We start from the raw sequence: 14155 nt of genomic DNA, 5'->3' as shown, positions 1-14155 counted from the left end.
TCGACATTCAAGGAACCCGGCCATTCAGGTCGGGTTTTTTGTTGGATCCGGAGGCGTGTGCCGCGACTCTATGTGCGTTCCTTTTCGTAGGTCAGACGCTGGCGCGCGACCTCTTCGTTCCGGTCAGCGCGGCGCAGATCGGCATAGGCTTGCGTCACGAAATCCATATGCGCTTCTACAGCCGCCCGCGCACGGACTGGGTCACGTGCCTGCAACCCGTCATTGATGGCCCGGTGCTGTTCTAACAGGTCAAGGCGTGTGTTGGTGATCTGGATCACCACCTGACGGCTGTAAAACACCCCTTGCTTCAAAAGGTCATACATCGCCCGCATCATGTGAACCATCAGCACGTTGTGGCTGGCTTCAATGATTGCCATGTGAAAATCGCTGTCCAGATCGGCACCTTGCCCCTCGGCTGCGTCTTCCATCTTGTGAAACAGTTCCGCGATCACCTTCAGATCGGTGTCGGAAGCAAATCTGGCGGCACGCTCGGCGGCCAGGCCCTCCATATCCCGGCGAAACGCGATGTAGTCATAAACCGCTTCGTCGTGACGCGAGAAAAGCTGAGTCAACGCAGGTGGAAAGGAACTGTCCAGGCTTTCACTGACGTATATGCCAGCGCCTGCCCGGCGGGACAGAAGACCCTTTTCCTCAAGATCAGCAATCGCATCGCGCAAAGAGGGTCGAGACACGCCCATACGATCAGAGAGGTCCCGCTCAGACGGCAGGCGTTCGCCGGGGCGCAGAATGCCACGCAATATCAACAGTTCAATCTGCTCAACCACTGATTGTGACAGCTTGCCTGCCGCTATTTTCTGAAAAGGCATTCTGTGTCCTGTGCGCGAATTGGTCATATTATATGACCACACTCACAGCGTTGTCTCAATGAAAAAAGCCGGACAGATGCCCGGCTTTCTTGGGATTTCGACTTGCGGGTCAGTTGCGGATCGGACGAATGATAATCTCGACCCGACGGTTTTGCTGACGGCCATAGGCATCCAGGTTCGATGCAACCGGACGGTCTTCGCCATATCCGATAGTGACGACGCGAGAGGTCGGAACACCGTTCGATGTCAAAACAGCTGCTACTGAAGCAGCCCGGCGGCGCGACAGGGACATGTTGTAATCGGCATCCCCAACATTGTCGGTGTGACCCACAACTTCGATCACCGAGTTCGGATATTGGCGAAGGTTGTCCGCGACGGCGCGCAGATCGGATTGCAGCGCATAGCTGACATCGGCGCTATCTGTCGCGAACAGGATGTCCTGCGGAAGTGTGACGATCAATTCGTTGCCGGTATTCACGATCTTCACCTGATCATTGTCGATCGACTGGCGCAAGTCGCCCGCCTGTTTGTCAAGCTGCTGACCGATTGCACCCCCGACGATGCCACCGATGACGGCACCCACAGCGGCCTTGCCCAGTTTGCCGTCGCCTTTGCGGGTAGCCCCCAGAAGGCCACCGGCGATGGCACCGATTGCCGCACCGTTTTGTGTGCGCGGACCGAGATTGCTGGTGGGGCTTTGGGTTGGCGACGTACAGGCGGTCGTGGCCAGCGCGCCAACAATGGCGAGCGTTAAGATTGAACGTTTTACGTGCATACTGCATTCCTCGGGTTTGTTATTCTCGTTTGTCTTACATGAACGACGATTGATATCGAATAACAAGCCCGATTTTTGACAAAACCGGGCGGAAATCAGGCGCTTGCGACATCCTCGGTCTGGGCGCTTTCCCAGGCAAGCAGCGCTCGTTTCACCGGCAAGCCCCAGTGATAACCGCCCAACGCTCCGGATTTGCGCAATGCCCTGTGACAGGGGATCAGCCAACTGACCGGGTTGCGCCCAACGGCGGTGCCAACCGCACGCACCGCGCGTGGCGAGCCGATTGTTTCGGCGATCTGTGAATAGGTCGTCACGTGGCCCGATGGGATGGACAACAATGCCTCCCACACCTTGATCTGAAACGGGGCACCGATCAAATGCAGGGGCGTCATGCCGCGCTGATTAAATGCCTGATCGACCCATGGTGCCAAGGTCTCGGGGTCTTCGCGGAAAATCGCATTGGGCCAGCGGGATTTCAGATCAGCCATCGCCACTTGCGGACCGGTTTCAGACGCAAAACCCAGACCGCAAATACCCCTGTCCGTCCCCATGACCAAAGCCGGACCAAAAGGGCTGTCAAACCATCCCCAATTGATCGTCAAGCCATCACCGCCCGCAGCATAGGCGCCGGGGCTCATCGCTTCCCACCGCAGAAACAGGTCGTGGAGCCGTCCCTGCCCGGACAGCCCGACAGAATGCGAGGTTTGCAACGTCGAAAACCGGTCCTGCAACAAGGTCTTGGCATGGCCCAGCGTCAGAAACTGCTGATACCGCTTTGGCGACACCCCGACCCAGCGCGAGAACACGCGCTGAAAATGGGCGGGGGACATATCCATCTTGGCGGCCAATGTTTCCAGCGACAAGGGCTCTCCGTCGGTTGCGTCGATATGCTCGATCGCGCGGCGGATCACGTTGTAATGATAGCTGTCTTCCTGGCGTGTCATGGCGGCCTCTTTTGTTCTGTCGTCCCAGATTGGCGCGGATCGCCCTAACAAAGCGACCCGGAAATTGCGCATCCGCTCGAAATCACCGGGCATCCGCCTTGTCGGATTGTTCAGAAACGGGCATAGCATCTGCATGGTAAAGCAACTGGGATATCACCAGATCCGTGCGATCTTTGACCGCTTTCACGCGACAGAGCCAGAGCCGAAAGGCGAGCTTGAGCATGTGAATGCCTATACGCTGGTTGTGGCTGTGGCACTGTCGGCGCAGGCCACCGATGTTGGCGTCAACAAGGCGACACGTGCGCTGTTCCAAATCGCGGATACGCCGGAAAAGATGCTTGCGCTTGGTGAAGAGGGTCTGATTGAACACATCAAGACCATCGGTCTGTATCGGCAGAAGGCCAAGAACGTCATCAAGCTCAGCCGCATTCTGGTCGAGGATTATGGCGGTGTCGTTCCAAATTCCCGCGCGGCGCTTCAATCGCTTCCCGGGGTCGGGCGCAAGACGGCCAATGTGGTTCTGAATATGTGGTGGGGTGTGCCCGCGCAGGCGGTTGATACACACATCTTTCGTGTCGGAAATCGCACCGGGATCGCGGTCGGAAAAGACGTGAACGCGGTCGAACGTGCGATCGAAGACAACATCCCCGCAGATTACCAACAACACGCCCATCATTGGCTTATCCTGCACGGGCGTTACACCTGCAAAGCGCGCAAGCCAATGTGTGGAAACTGCATTATCCGGGATCTCTGCCCCTACGAGGACAAGAATATATGACGAAAAAGTATAAGGTGGTCGGCATCGGCAATGCCGTTGTGGACGTGTTGACCGTGGCGGATGACAGCTTTCTGGAGATGATGGGGATCGAAAAAGGCATCATGCAGCTGGTCGAACGCGATCGGGCCGAGGTGCTGTATGGTTCGATGAAGGAACGCAAGCAGGCGGCGGGTGGATCGGTTGCCAATACGCTGGCCGGGATTGGGAAGCTGGGCTTGCCAACCGGTTTTGTGGGTCGTGTGCACGATGATGCGCTGGGTCACTTCTATGCCGACGCGATGGAGATGGACGGCACGCGTTTCATCAACCCGCCGGTGCCGGGCGGAGAACTGCCGACATCGCGATCCATGATCTTTGTCTCGCCTGATGGCGAGCGGTCGATGAACACCTATCTGGGCATCTCGGCCGAATTGGGGTCCGAGGATGTCGACCCGGACGTTGCAGCAGATTCCGAGATTGTTTTTCTGGAGGGATACCTGTTCGACAAGGACAAGGGAAAAGACGCGTTCATCGCAATGGCGCAGGCGTGTCGGACCGCAGGCGGTCTTGCCGGGATCGCCATTTCCGATCCTTTCTGTGTCGAACGTCATCGGGACGACTTCCTGTCGCTGATCGAAAACGATCTGGATTATGTCATCGGCAATGAAGAGGAGATTAGATCCCTGTTCCAAACCGATGATATGGAAGACGCGATCGCCAAAACCGCCGCGATTTGCCCGATGGTGGTGTGCACCCGTTCGGGCGATGGTGTTGCGATTCTGGCAAATGGCGAACGCGTGGATGTAGCTGTCGAACGCATTGTGCCTGTTGATGCAACAGGGGCTGGCGACGGATTCGCGGCGGGTTTCCTCTATGGTCTTGCGATCGGTGCCGATATGCGCACATGCGGTGAAATGGGCTGCGTAATAGCAGGTGAAGTGATCCGACATATCGGACCACGCGCCGACCGCAACCTTCTGGCGCTGTTGCGCGACAAAGGGCTGGTCTGACCCGAATAGGACGGCGGTGCGGAATCAATCGCCAAGTTTGGCGTGCACCTCGTTCAGATCAATCTCGCCGACAGGCATCTTGTTGGCCGGGTTTTCAAAGTCGTATTTGAACAGCTCGAAATCGTGTTTGTAGATTTCATAGACCAGATGCATCGACAGATCGTCAAAGTAATCCTCGACGGGGTGGGCCCGTTTCGGGCCGTGGCCTTCACTTTCATTGAAGCGGGGAATGTCGGACAGAATCACTGGATGCGGTGTTTCAATTGCATCAAGCACTTGCTGCATCCCGTCATTGAATTGTTCGGTCCAGACGATGTTGTCATAGCGTCCGCCATTGGCAATGAAGGTTGCCACATGTCCAGACATCGCCGACCAGTGAATATCCGGGTCCATCGGACGCCGCCACCGGATCGTATCGCGGGCAAACAACAGGAACCGCCGGAAACTCTTCACCTGGTCAAATTCAAAACCGCTATCGGGATCGCCAACTTCGATCCCGTATTTCTGGATCAGAAGCGGCACGAGATTTCCGCGATACCGGCGGCCGTTGCGCTGAATACCACAAATCTTGTCAAAGAAGCTGGACAGAATCCGGGTATAGGGATTGCGAACACAGGTGAACGCATAGCTTGAATGCGCCAACACATTGTCTTCGATCAGCTTTTGTGACGCATCCTGCGCCCATTTGTGCAGCCCGCCGGTGCTGTCATGGATGTCGCCGTCGAAGAACTTGCCGTGATCCGAATAATACATGATCTGGCCGATGGTCGAGCAGGCGCATTTGGGCACGACCCGATACACAACGCTTTCGCTTTCGGTCATCCAGGTGCCGGGAAATCCCATAAACTCAATACCTCCGAGGTCCTTTCAACGACCGATTGCGCAAACCATAGCTATACCGCCCAGAAAAAAGCAAAGAAACACTGTTTATTCAACGGTCTTTCACGCTATCAATGGCCGCAGTCTTCGTGCCTACAAGGATTTTGTGACGTCACCATGGCCAAAATTGCCTTCATTCTGCTGTGCCACAAGGATCCTGACGCAATCATAAATCAGGCAACGCGACTGACGGCGGTTGGTGATTGTATGTCGATTCATTTCGATGCGAGCGCCAATCCCGAGCATTATCAGAAAATTCGCGACGCGCTGGCAGACAACCCGAACGTTACTTTTGCGCGAAAACGCGTCAGATGCGGCTGGGGCGAATGGTCCTTGGTGCAGGCCACCCTGAATGCAGTCGAGGCGGCGCTGGACGATTTTCCGCGTGCCACACATTTCTATATGGTGTCCGGCGATTGCATGGCCATCAAGTCCGCAGAGTACACGCATAAGTTCCTTGATTCCTCTGACGTCGATTACATCGAAAGTTTCGACTATTTCGAAAGCGATTGGATCAAGACCGGCATGAAAGAAGAACGGCTGATCTATCGCCACTTCTTTAACGAACGGACCCAGAAGCGCCGGTTCTATACCAGCTTCAACCTGCAAAAAAAGCTCGGGTTGACGCGAGAGATTCCACATGATGTTCAGGTGATGATCGGCAGCCAGTGGTGGTGTCTCAGGCGGCGCACGGTTGAATGGATCGTAGAATTCGCCCGCAAGCGCAAGGATGTCATGCGGTTCTTCCGCACCACATGGATCCCCGACGAGACCTTTTTCCAGACCTTGGTCCGGCATCTCGTGCCCGAAGGGGAAATTCGCTCGCGCACCCCGACGTTTCTGATGTTCACCGACTATGGTATGCCCGTCACGTTTTATGATGACCACTATGATCTGCTTCTCAGTCAGGATTTTTTGTTTGCGCGGAAGATCAGCCCGGAGGCACGTGAGTTGAAGCGCCGTTTGGGAGATTTGTATGCTGCCAAAGGTGTCACGTTCCAGATCTCGAACGAGGGGCGCAGCCTGTTCAAGTTCCTGACGGGCCGTGGTCGGATCGGGCAAAGGTTTGCTCCGCGATTCTGGGAGGCTGAAAGCAGTCTTGGACGGGATCGCGAACTGCTGATCATCGTGTCCAAGAAATGGCATGTCGGCAAACGGCTCTTGCAAAAGGTCGCCGAGGTGACGGGGCTTCCCGCCATCGAATATCTGTTTGATGAAGAAAGCTGCCCGATGCCTGATCTTGGGGGGATCGAAACGCGGATGGGCAAGCGCACGCGGCACCGCCGGGCGCTGATGCGGATGCTATTCGACTACCATGACACCAATCGCTTGGTCGTTTGCATGGACCCGAACAACCTTGATTTGTTGCAGGACTTCTTTTCTGACAGATCAACGACCCGGCTGTTGGAGGTCCATTGCGATTTCACGGATGATTATCTGCTGGGCCACGCGAAACGGGTGGGGCTGGCGGGTGACAACACACCGCGGGACGCAATCGACCGATTGTTGCCGACGATCCGATCCGATGTTGCTTTTGAAAGTGAACAGATCCGCGATGCTGGCTTTTCCGAGTTGTATCGGATCAGCGAAACCGCCAGCGTGGAAGAAAATACCGTGCCGCTGTCGCGCTTCCTATCAATCTCGGAGGATCATGCCAAAGAGATTGCAGGGCGGAGCCATCTGTTCGCCGATTGACGATCCCTTCCGGATAAACGACAGGAGACCACCATGCCCTACACCTATGACGATCAGAACATTTTTGCGAAGATACTGCGCGGAGAAATCCCAAATGATACGGTCTATGAGGATGACTATGCGCTGGCGTTTCGGGACATCCAGCCGCAAGCGCCCGTCCACGTTCTGGTGATCCCCAAAGGGCCATATGTGAACCACGACCATTTTGCCAACGCCGCAACAGATGCCGAGATCGCCGGCTATACCCGTGCCATCGGCAAGATATGTGAAGCTTTGCGGATTGCGCCTGGTGGCAACGGGCGAGGCTATCGAACCATTGCCAATTCCGGCGAGGACGGCGTGCAGGAGGTGCCCCATTTTCACACGCATATTCTGGCTGGGCGCGTGTTGGGCCGGATGTTGAAACGCGCCGATGACTGATCGGTTCTGCCTTGCAGCGCGTGGCGGTGCTGGTATCATGCGACGAAACGCAAGAACGAGGTGTCTGTGATGACCCAGTCTCCACCCGAAACCAAAATTGTGGACAGTTATAAAGTCGCCTGTGATGGGGGCGAAGGTGCGCTTGGCCACCCGCGCGTTTACCTGCAAATTCCAAGGGAACATGGCTGGGTGGAATGTCCTTATTGCGACGCAAAATTCGTTCACAAGGATCATGCGGGCACGGCGGCATAAACGTCGCCAACCGGTCAGATAAGACGGGCCGCGGGCAGACGCCACGCGGCCTTTTGCGTCTCGGCGCGCATGAAGAAAAGGGAGGGGCCGATGAGCTTCGGTAAAGGTTGTCATCTGCATCTGGTCGACGGGTCGGCCTTTATTTTCCGTGCCTATCACGCGCTGCCACCTTTGACGCGCAAGTCCGACGGATTGCCCATCGGGGCTGTTGCCGGGTTTTGCAACATGCTGTTCAAATTCATCGAAGATAATGCGGGCCCGGATGCGCCAACCCATGTGGCCGTGATCTTCGACTATTCAGGCAAGAGCTTTCGGAACGACATGTATCCGCTCTACAAGGCCAACCGACCACCGGCGCCAGAAGATCTTGTGCCGCAGTTTCCGCTGACCCGCGATGCCACCCGCGCATTCAACATTGCCTGCATCGAAAAAGAGGGATTCGAGGCGGATGATATCATCGCTACCCTTGCAAAACGCGCCAACGACGAAGGCGCGCGCGTGACCATCCTGTCGTCTGACAAGGATCTGATGCAGCTGGTCGGTGGTGGGATCGAGATGCTCGACCCGATGAAGAACAAACGCATCGGAGTTGAGGGGGTCGAAGAAAAGTTCGGCGTTGGCCCGGACCGTGTCGTGGATGTGCAGGCGCTTGCGGGCGACAGCGTGGACAACGTGCCGGGCGCGCCGGGCATCGGGATCAAGACGGCGGCCCTGCTGATCAACGAATTTGGCGATCTGGAAACGCTTCTGGAACGCGCGGGCGAGATCAAGCAACCCAAACGCCGACAGACCTTGCTCGATAACGCCGAGCAGATTCGCCTGAGCCGCGAGTTGGTGAAGCTGGACGAAGACATGGAGATGGACCTTCCCTTCGAGGAATTGGAGTTGAAAGAACCCGACCCCGAAACGCTGTTGCAATTCCTAGCCGAAATGGAGTTTCGCACGCTGACCAATCGCGTCGCAAAGAAGTTTGAGGTGGATCCGCCAGAGATCAAGATTGTCGAACCGGAGGCCGACGCAAGTGGTCCCGAAATGCCCGATATCAATCCCGAGAGTTATGAATGGGTGAAAGACGCGACCACTTTGACGGCTTGGATCGACCGCATTATTGGGCGTGGATATGTGGCCTTTGACACTGAGACCACTGGTTTGGACGAGATGCGCGCGGAACTGGTCGGCATCTCGCTTGCGGTCGAGCCAGGCGAGGCGTGTTATATTCCCCTGATCCACAAAACCAGCCAGACGGATGATCTGTTCGGCAGCGATGATCTGGCTGATGGGCAGATGCCGCTGGACGAGGTGTTGGCCCATCTGAAACCCGTGCTTGAGGATCCCGCGATCCTGAAAATCGGGCAAAACATGAAATACGATGCAAAGATATTGGCGCGCTATGGAGTCGATATTGCACCGATTGATGACACGATGCTGATGTCTTATGCGCAAAATGCCGGGCTGCACAATCACGGCATGGACACGCTGTCTGACCGGTACCTGGGGCACACGCCGATTTCCATCAAATCACTGCTTGGCAGCGGCAAATCGGCGATCACCTTTGACCGTGTGCCAGTCGAGGATGCGGTGAAATATGCCGCCGAGGATGCCGATATCACACTGCGGCTTTGGCACTATCTGAAACCGCGTCTGCACAGCGCCAAAGTGACCCGTGTCTATGAGCGTCTGGAACGTCCACTTGTGCCGGTGCTTGCGCAGATGGAAATGGCAGGCATCAAGGTTGACCGCGATGTGTTGTCGCGCATGTCGAACGCCTTCGCTCAGAAAATGTCCGGGTTCGAGGCAGAGCTTTACGAAATTGCGGGCAAGGATTTCAACGTGCAAAGCCCGGCGCAGGTTGGGGAAATCCTGTTTGACCAGATGGGGTTGGAGGGCGGCAAGCGCACAAAATCGGGACAGTGGTCAACACCGGCTGATGTTCTGGCCGATCTGGCCACCGAACACGACTTTGCCGCCCGCGTTCTGGATTACCGCCAGCTTCAAAAGCTGAAATCGACCTATACCGATGCGTTGCAAGACCACATCCACCCGGAAACGGGTCGCGTGCATACATCGTACTCGATTGCCGGGGCTAACACGGGGCGTCTGGCCTCGACCGACCCGAATCTGCAAAATATCCCCGTGCGCTCCGAGGAAGGCCGTCGCATCCGCGAAGCCTTCGTCGCGCCAGAAGGCACCAAGTTGATCAGCCTCGACTATAGCCAGATCGAGCTGCGCATTCTGGCTCATGTGGCCAATATAGATGCGTTGAAGCAAGCCTTCCGCGACGGGCAGGATATCCACGCGATGACCGCATCCGAGATGTTCGACGTGCCGATGGAGGAGATGACACCCGACATTCGCCGTCAAGCCAAAGCGATCAATTTCGGTGTGATCTATGGCATCTCGGGCTTTGGTCTGGCCCGCAACTTGCGTATTCCGCGATCAGAGGCACAGGGCTTCATTGACCGCTACTTCGAACGGTTCCCCGGTATTCGCCAATATATGGAAGACACGGTTGCCTTTGCGAAGGAACACAAGAGGGTCGAAACCCTGTTCGGTCGTCAGATACACACGCCCGAGATCGACGCCAAAGGCCCCCATGCGGGCTTTGCCAAACGCGCGGCGATCAACGCACCCATTCAAGGCACGGCTGCCGATATCATTCGCCGCGCGATGATCCGTATGCCTGATGCCATTGCCAAACTGCCTGCCAAGATGCTGTTGCAGGTTCACGACGAACTGATCTTCGAGGTTGAAGATGGCGCCGTGGATGAGGTGATCGAGGTCGTGCGAGACGTTATGGAAGGTGCGGCCGAACCGGCGGTGAAACTCGATCTGCCACTGACCGTTGACGCAGGCATCGGTATGAACTGGGCCGAGGCACACTGACCGCTTATCCCCTTGGGTCAATGCCTTGTTCAGCCAGTTGCGCGTAAAGCGCAGGCAAGCTTTTGTCGCGCTCTTCCCGGAACCGTTCCCCGGTTGAGAACCCCTCGATCCGGTCGATGCGGAACATGCGGAAATCTTCGCGCAGTTCGCACCAGCTGACAACGCACCACCCGTTTTTCCATAGCCACAAAGCCAGGGGGCGGATATCACGCGTGGTCTTGCGCGCCTCTTCATCGGCATATGTCAGGGCAAGGCGCAGACGACCGTCGATGGCGGCTTCGATCTGATCAATGAAATGCCTGTCGCGATCAGATGGCATCAGGTTTGGACCGGCGTGGATTTCGACCCGGTCGGCCTGCGCACCAAGACTGTCGGGCAACACGGACCGTACCTTGACCAAGGCTTCCGTTGCCGCACGTGCCATGGAGGCGCCGCCCATCCGTTCGATCAGGCGGGTGCCTGCGATGACTGCCATCACCTCGTCGCGGGTGAACATCAGGGGCGGGATGTCATACCCCGCCCGCATTACATATCCGACGCCGGCCTCGCCTTCGATCGGGACGCCTGATCCGATCAGGTCCGCGATGTCGCGATAGATCGTCCGCTCGCTGACTTCCAGCGTGTCAGACAGATCACGCGCGGTGGTCAGCCGACCGCCCCGAAGATGTTGGATGATCTGAAACAGGCGGTCGGCACGGCGCATGGCCTATCCTTTCGGTTCGAACAATCCAATCGAGTTGCCGTCAGGATCGGTGGCATATTGGAAACGGCCCGGCGGTATTTCGATGACAGGGCCAGTCATGGTTCCACCAGCAGCTTCGCACCGTTTGGCACAGGTTTCCAGCTTGTCAGGTGTCGCGATATGCACGGTGGGGCCATTTCCATTGGTGGCAGGCTTTCCGGCATAAAGATGACCGCCCACGCCTGTCATGTCACTGGAAAAATTGGCCATGGGGGTGGGGCCGGTCTCGTCAATTGCCATCTTCCACTGGAAAACCTCGGAATAGAATGCGACGGCCTTGTCAAGGTTCGTGACTGGGATTTCTGCCCAGACGACAATGGGTTGGGTGTCCATGATATGCTCCTTCATATGTTGTTGGTGAAGCCTGTATCGCACACCCCTCCTGACAACGTGCTGTCAGGAGGTTGGGCCTTGGTCAATCTCCGCCTCGATTGATCTGACGGGGTGGGCTGGAAATTGCGTGGCCGCCCTAATCGTCGTTCGCTGAGCTTGACCAGAGACGCAGGTGCTATAGGCTTCGGAGGTCTGATCAGAGGGCTGACATGCGCCGAATATTTCTTACTGCCGTAATCCTGACGTCAATCACTCTGGCGGGGTGTCAGACCACCAAAACACAATCTCCCAGTGGCAATGTTACCTTCTGCGATCGCGTGATCGGCTGGGAGCCGATTGCCGGCGAAAATGGTGCCGAACGGGCGGTAACGCGTGCAGAGGTTTGTTCGAAACCAGCCGATGCTGGCGTTTGGATGGAGGTCGGGCAAGTGCATTCGAAACTGAGCGGTCGCAGCTTTTGGCTTTGGATGCCAAAAGAAGATCGCCATCTGACTGTCTCGTCCACCGATGGGACACCGATGCTGTCCGGATGGTCGCTCCAGGCCCGTCCGTTTGGATGGGCGCACGAGGTTGTGGCCGTGCCAGATCCGGGCAAGATCAACGCAGGTGCCTTGCCTGCCGGGGCCTGCCCGCGAAAGGCGGTCGGGAAAAAGCCAGAAAAGCGTTACTGTATTGCCAGCAATTAGGCGTTTCGTGGATGGTTCAGGCTTGAAGCGCGGCGAACCGCGTCAGGTGTCGCCGCGCGGATCCAGCAGACGTTTCATCACATCATCCGATGTAATCCGACCGATCGGCTTGCCGCGTTCGGTGACGGACAACTCCGCCTGACCATCCAGAGCCGTCATAACCTTGCCCACACGGTCCCGTACATCGACGCTGACGGTGGCAGCGCAGGTTTCGTCGGTCATGACATCCCGGGCAGTCAGAACGCCCAGCGGGTTCATGTGGGCGACGAAATCGGCCACATAGTCGTCAGCGGGGTGCGTAAAGATATCGCGCGGCGTGCCACATTGCACGATACGCCCACCTTCCATGATCGCAATCCGGTCGCCCAGTTTGAACGCCTCGTCCAGATCGTGACTGACAAAGATGATCGTACGTTTCAGGGTTTGCTGCAATTCCAACAACTCGTCCTGAAGCCGGGTGCGGATCAGGGGGTCAAGGGCCGAAAACGGCTCGTCCATCAACAGGATTGGAGCTTCGGTGACAAAAGCGCGCGCCAGGCCAACACGTTGCTGCATCCCGCCGGACAAATCGCCAACCTTGCGGTCAGCCCAATCGGACAGGCCCACAAGTTCCAACTGTGCGTCCACCCTGTCTTTTCGGTCGGCGGCGGAAACGCCGTCAAGCTCCAGCCCCAGCCCGACATTCTGACGCACGGTCCGCCATGGCAGCAGGCCAAACTGCTGAAACACCATCGCGACACGGCGGGCACGGATGCGACGCAGCGTGTTCTTGTCGGCATGGGTCACATCGACCAAGACGTTGCCGTCGCACACATGTGCGGCACCACGCACCACGGGGTTCAGCCCGTTCACCGCGCGCAGAAGGGTTGATTTTCCTGACCCGGACAACCCCATCAGCACAAGAATTTCTCCTTCCTGCACGGTCAGCGAGCAATTGTGAACGCCGAGAACCTGGCCTGTGGCCTCCTGAATTTCAGAGCGGCTCAAACCCTGATCCATCAGAGGCAGGGCTTTGTCAGGCGATTGGCCGAACACGATCGAGACGTTGTCGAATTTGACGGCAACTCCCGCAGTGTCTGTTGGGGGCGAAATCTGGGTCATCTTAACGCTCCACTCGCAAAACGCGATCAAGCATGATCGCCACAACCACAATGATGAACCCGCTTTCAAACCCGAGCGCGGTGTTCACCTGGTTCAACGCCCGCACGACCGGCACGCCCAGACCGTCGGCCCCAACAAGGGCGGCGATAACGACCATGGACAGTGATAACATGATGGTCTGGTTCAGACCGGCCATGATCTGAGGCAGCGCATAGGGCAGCTCCACTTTCCACAAGATTTGCCGGGGCGTGGCACCAAAGGCCTGCGCCGCCTCCAGCAAGGCGGGGGGTGTGGAACTGACACCCAGATGGGTCAGACGGATCGGTGCGGGCAGCACAAAGATTACGGTTGCGATCAGGCCGGGCACCATGCCGATGCCGAAAAACACGATGGCCGGGATCAGGTAAACAAAGGTTGGCAGCGTTTGCATCAGGTCCAACACCGGACGCATGGCGCGAAACAGCCGTGGGCGATGGGCCGCCGCGATGCCGATGGGCGTGCCGACCGCCATGCAGACCACGCAGGCCGACAGAACCAGTGTCAGGCTTTCGGTCGTTTCCTCCCAATAGCCCTGGTTCAGGATGAACAGGAACCCGAAAAACACCAGCGCGCAGGTTTTCCAGTTGCGTTGCAGAAGCCACGTGATGGCTACGAAAACCGCCGTCACCAAAAGGGGATGTGGGGTTTGAAGCACCCACAGGATGGCGTCGATCAGCAATTCCATCAGCCAGCTGAGCCAGTCAAAAAACGGCTCTCCCGTGTCCTGAAGCCAGTCAAACAGCCGTTTGGCGGTCTTCCCGACGGGTATCTTTGTCTCGGTCAGCCAGTCCATGCTCTGCCTTACTTACAGA

General features: G+C 57.1%; 15 protein-coding genes. 7 read left to right on the top strand and 8 right to left on the bottom strand.

What is annotated here, in order from left to right; all coding sequences use genetic code 11:
• Positions 1 to 68: 68 nt before the first annotated feature.
• The 3 genes from AC13C8_RS14955 to AC13C8_RS14945 all read right to left on the bottom strand — a co-directional run bounded on the left by AC13C8_RS14955 (position 69) and on the right by AC13C8_RS14945 (position 2546).
• A complete protein-coding gene (locus AC13C8_RS14955) occupies positions 69 to 827 on the bottom strand; it encodes a FadR/GntR family transcriptional regulator (RefSeq protein WP_091432587.1) in 759 nt (252 codons plus the stop codon).
• A 109-nt stretch (positions 828 to 936) separates the two neighbouring features.
• Complete coding sequence (locus tag AC13C8_RS14950) at positions 937 to 1602, bottom strand: YiaD family glycine zipper/OmpA-like lipoprotein (protein ID WP_482848082.1); 666 nt, start codon at positions 1600 to 1602, stop codon at positions 937 to 939.
• A 95-nt stretch (positions 1603 to 1697) separates the two neighbouring features.
• Entirely contained in the window at positions 1698 to 2546 is an 849-nt protein-coding gene (locus AC13C8_RS14945; protein ID WP_091432585.1) for a bifunctional helix-turn-helix domain-containing protein/methylated-DNA--[protein]-cysteine S-methyltransferase, read from the bottom strand.
• A gap of 133 nt (positions 2547 to 2679) precedes the next feature.
• Here AC13C8_RS14945 and nth point away from each other — a divergent pair, with 133 nt between their 5' ends.
• On the top strand, positions 2680 to 3324 hold the full coding sequence (gene nth / locus AC13C8_RS14940; protein WP_091431289.1) for an endonuclease III: 645 nt from the start codon (positions 2680 to 2682) through the stop codon (positions 3322 to 3324).
• Positions 3321 to 4313, top strand: a complete 993-nt coding sequence (locus tag AC13C8_RS14935) for an adenosine kinase (RefSeq protein WP_091431287.1) — start codon at positions 3321 to 3323, stop codon at positions 4311 to 4313. The genes nth and AC13C8_RS14935 overlap by 4 nt, the downstream gene beginning before the upstream one ends.
• Before the next feature lie 24 nt (positions 4314 to 4337).
• On the opposite strand, the gene AC13C8_RS14930 is transcribed toward AC13C8_RS14935, so the two are convergent.
• Entirely contained in the window at positions 4338 to 5156 is an 819-nt protein-coding gene (locus AC13C8_RS14930) for a sulfotransferase family protein (protein WP_482848080.1), read from the bottom strand.
• 153 nt (positions 5157 to 5309) lie between these two features.
• Here AC13C8_RS14930 and AC13C8_RS14925 point away from each other — a divergent pair, with 153 nt between their 5' ends.
• The 4 genes from AC13C8_RS14925 to polA all read left to right on the top strand — a co-directional run bounded on the left by AC13C8_RS14925 (position 5310) and on the right by polA (position 10442).
• Complete coding sequence (locus AC13C8_RS14925; RefSeq protein WP_091431283.1) at positions 5310 to 6887, top strand: DUF5928 domain-containing protein; 1578 nt, start codon at positions 5310 to 5312, stop codon at positions 6885 to 6887.
• Positions 6888 to 6920: 33 nt separating this feature from the next.
• Entirely contained in the window at positions 6921 to 7307 is a 387-nt protein-coding gene (locus AC13C8_RS14920; protein WP_482848078.1) for an HIT domain-containing protein, read from the top strand.
• Between the two features lie 69 nt (positions 7308 to 7376).
• Positions 7377 to 7559 (top strand): zinc-finger domain-containing protein, encoded by a 183-nt coding sequence (locus AC13C8_RS14915; RefSeq protein ID WP_091431279.1) that lies wholly within the window; start codon positions 7377 to 7379, stop codon positions 7557 to 7559.
• Positions 7560 to 7649: 90 nt separating this feature from the next.
• Positions 7650 to 10442 (top strand): DNA polymerase I, encoded by a 2793-nt coding sequence (gene polA / locus AC13C8_RS14910; RefSeq protein WP_482848076.1) that lies wholly within the window; start codon positions 7650 to 7652, stop codon positions 10440 to 10442.
• Between the two features lie 4 nt (positions 10443 to 10446).
• On the opposite strand, the gene AC13C8_RS14905 is transcribed toward polA, so the two are convergent.
• Both AC13C8_RS14905 and AC13C8_RS14900 read right to left on the bottom strand, forming a co-directional pair.
• Positions 10447 to 11145 (bottom strand): helix-turn-helix transcriptional regulator, encoded by a 699-nt coding sequence (locus AC13C8_RS14905; RefSeq protein WP_091431276.1) that lies wholly within the window; start codon positions 11143 to 11145, stop codon positions 10447 to 10449.
• Positions 11146 to 11148: 3 nt separating this feature from the next.
• Entirely contained in the window at positions 11149 to 11517 is a 369-nt protein-coding gene (locus AC13C8_RS14900) for a VOC family protein (RefSeq protein ID WP_091432582.1), read from the bottom strand.
• Positions 11518 to 11726: 209 nt separating this feature from the next.
• Between AC13C8_RS14900 and AC13C8_RS14895 the strand changes: the two genes are divergently transcribed.
• Complete coding sequence (locus AC13C8_RS14895) at positions 11727 to 12203, top strand: hypothetical protein (RefSeq protein ID WP_143064342.1); 477 nt, start codon at positions 11727 to 11729, stop codon at positions 12201 to 12203.
• A gap of 42 nt (positions 12204 to 12245) precedes the next feature.
• Here the strand turns inward: AC13C8_RS14895 and choV are convergent, their stop codons facing one another.
• Both choV and choW read right to left on the bottom strand, forming a co-directional pair.
• Positions 12246 to 13304 carry a choline ABC transporter ATP-binding protein gene (choV, locus tag AC13C8_RS14890; protein WP_482848075.1) on the bottom strand — a complete coding sequence of 353 codons (1059 nt, stop codon included), beginning with the start codon at positions 13302 to 13304 and terminating at the stop codon, positions 12246 to 12248.
• A 1-nt stretch (position 13305) separates the two neighbouring features.
• Positions 13306 to 14136, bottom strand: a complete 831-nt coding sequence (gene choW / locus AC13C8_RS14885; protein WP_091431270.1) for a choline ABC transporter permease subunit — start codon at positions 14134 to 14136, stop codon at positions 13306 to 13308.
• Positions 14137 to 14155: the final 19 nt, after the last annotated feature.

The organism is Aliiroseovarius sp. B-4 (assembly GCF_056857795.1).
Note: the sequence above shows the minus strand (reverse complement) of the source record. Positions and strands in the feature narration are given on the sequence as shown.

Coding starts and splice junctions, on each gene's coding strand:
- AC13C8_RS14955 (WP_091432587.1), bottom strand. CDS start 827: ATGCCTTTTCAGAAAATAGCGGCAGGCAAGCTGTCACAATCAGTGGTT.
- AC13C8_RS14950 (WP_482848082.1), bottom strand. CDS start 1,602: ATGCACGTAAAACGTTCAATCTTAACGCTCGCCATTGTTGGCGCGCTG.
- AC13C8_RS14945 (WP_091432585.1), bottom strand. CDS start 2,546: ATGACACGCCAGGAAGACAGCTATCATTACAACGTGATCCGCCGCGCG.
- nth (WP_091431289.1), top strand. CDS start 2,680: ATGGTAAAGCAACTGGGATATCACCAGATCCGTGCGATCTTTGACCGC.
- AC13C8_RS14935 (WP_091431287.1), top strand. CDS start 3,321: ATGACGAAAAAGTATAAGGTGGTCGGCATCGGCAATGCCGTTGTGGAC.
- AC13C8_RS14930 (WP_482848080.1), bottom strand. CDS start 5,156: ATGGGATTTCCCGGCACCTGGATGACCGAAAGCGAAAGCGTTGTGTAT.
- AC13C8_RS14925 (WP_091431283.1), top strand. CDS start 5,310: ATGGCCAAAATTGCCTTCATTCTGCTGTGCCACAAGGATCCTGACGCA.
- AC13C8_RS14920 (WP_482848078.1), top strand. CDS start 6,921: ATGCCCTACACCTATGACGATCAGAACATTTTTGCGAAGATACTGCGC.
- AC13C8_RS14915 (WP_091431279.1), top strand. CDS start 7,377: ATGACCCAGTCTCCACCCGAAACCAAAATTGTGGACAGTTATAAAGTC.
- polA (WP_482848076.1), top strand. CDS start 7,650: ATGAGCTTCGGTAAAGGTTGTCATCTGCATCTGGTCGACGGGTCGGCC.
- AC13C8_RS14905 (WP_091431276.1), bottom strand. CDS start 11,145: ATGCGCCGTGCCGACCGCCTGTTTCAGATCATCCAACATCTTCGGGGC.
- AC13C8_RS14900 (WP_091432582.1), bottom strand. CDS start 11,517: ATGGACACCCAACCCATTGTCGTCTGGGCAGAAATCCCAGTCACGAAC.
- AC13C8_RS14895 (WP_143064342.1), top strand. CDS start 11,727: ATGCGCCGAATATTTCTTACTGCCGTAATCCTGACGTCAATCACTCTG.
- choV (WP_482848075.1), bottom strand. CDS start 13,304: ATGACCCAGATTTCGCCCCCAACAGACACTGCGGGAGTTGCCGTCAAA.
- choW (WP_091431270.1), bottom strand. CDS start 14,136: ATGGACTGGCTGACCGAGACAAAGATACCCGTCGGGAAGACCGCCAAA.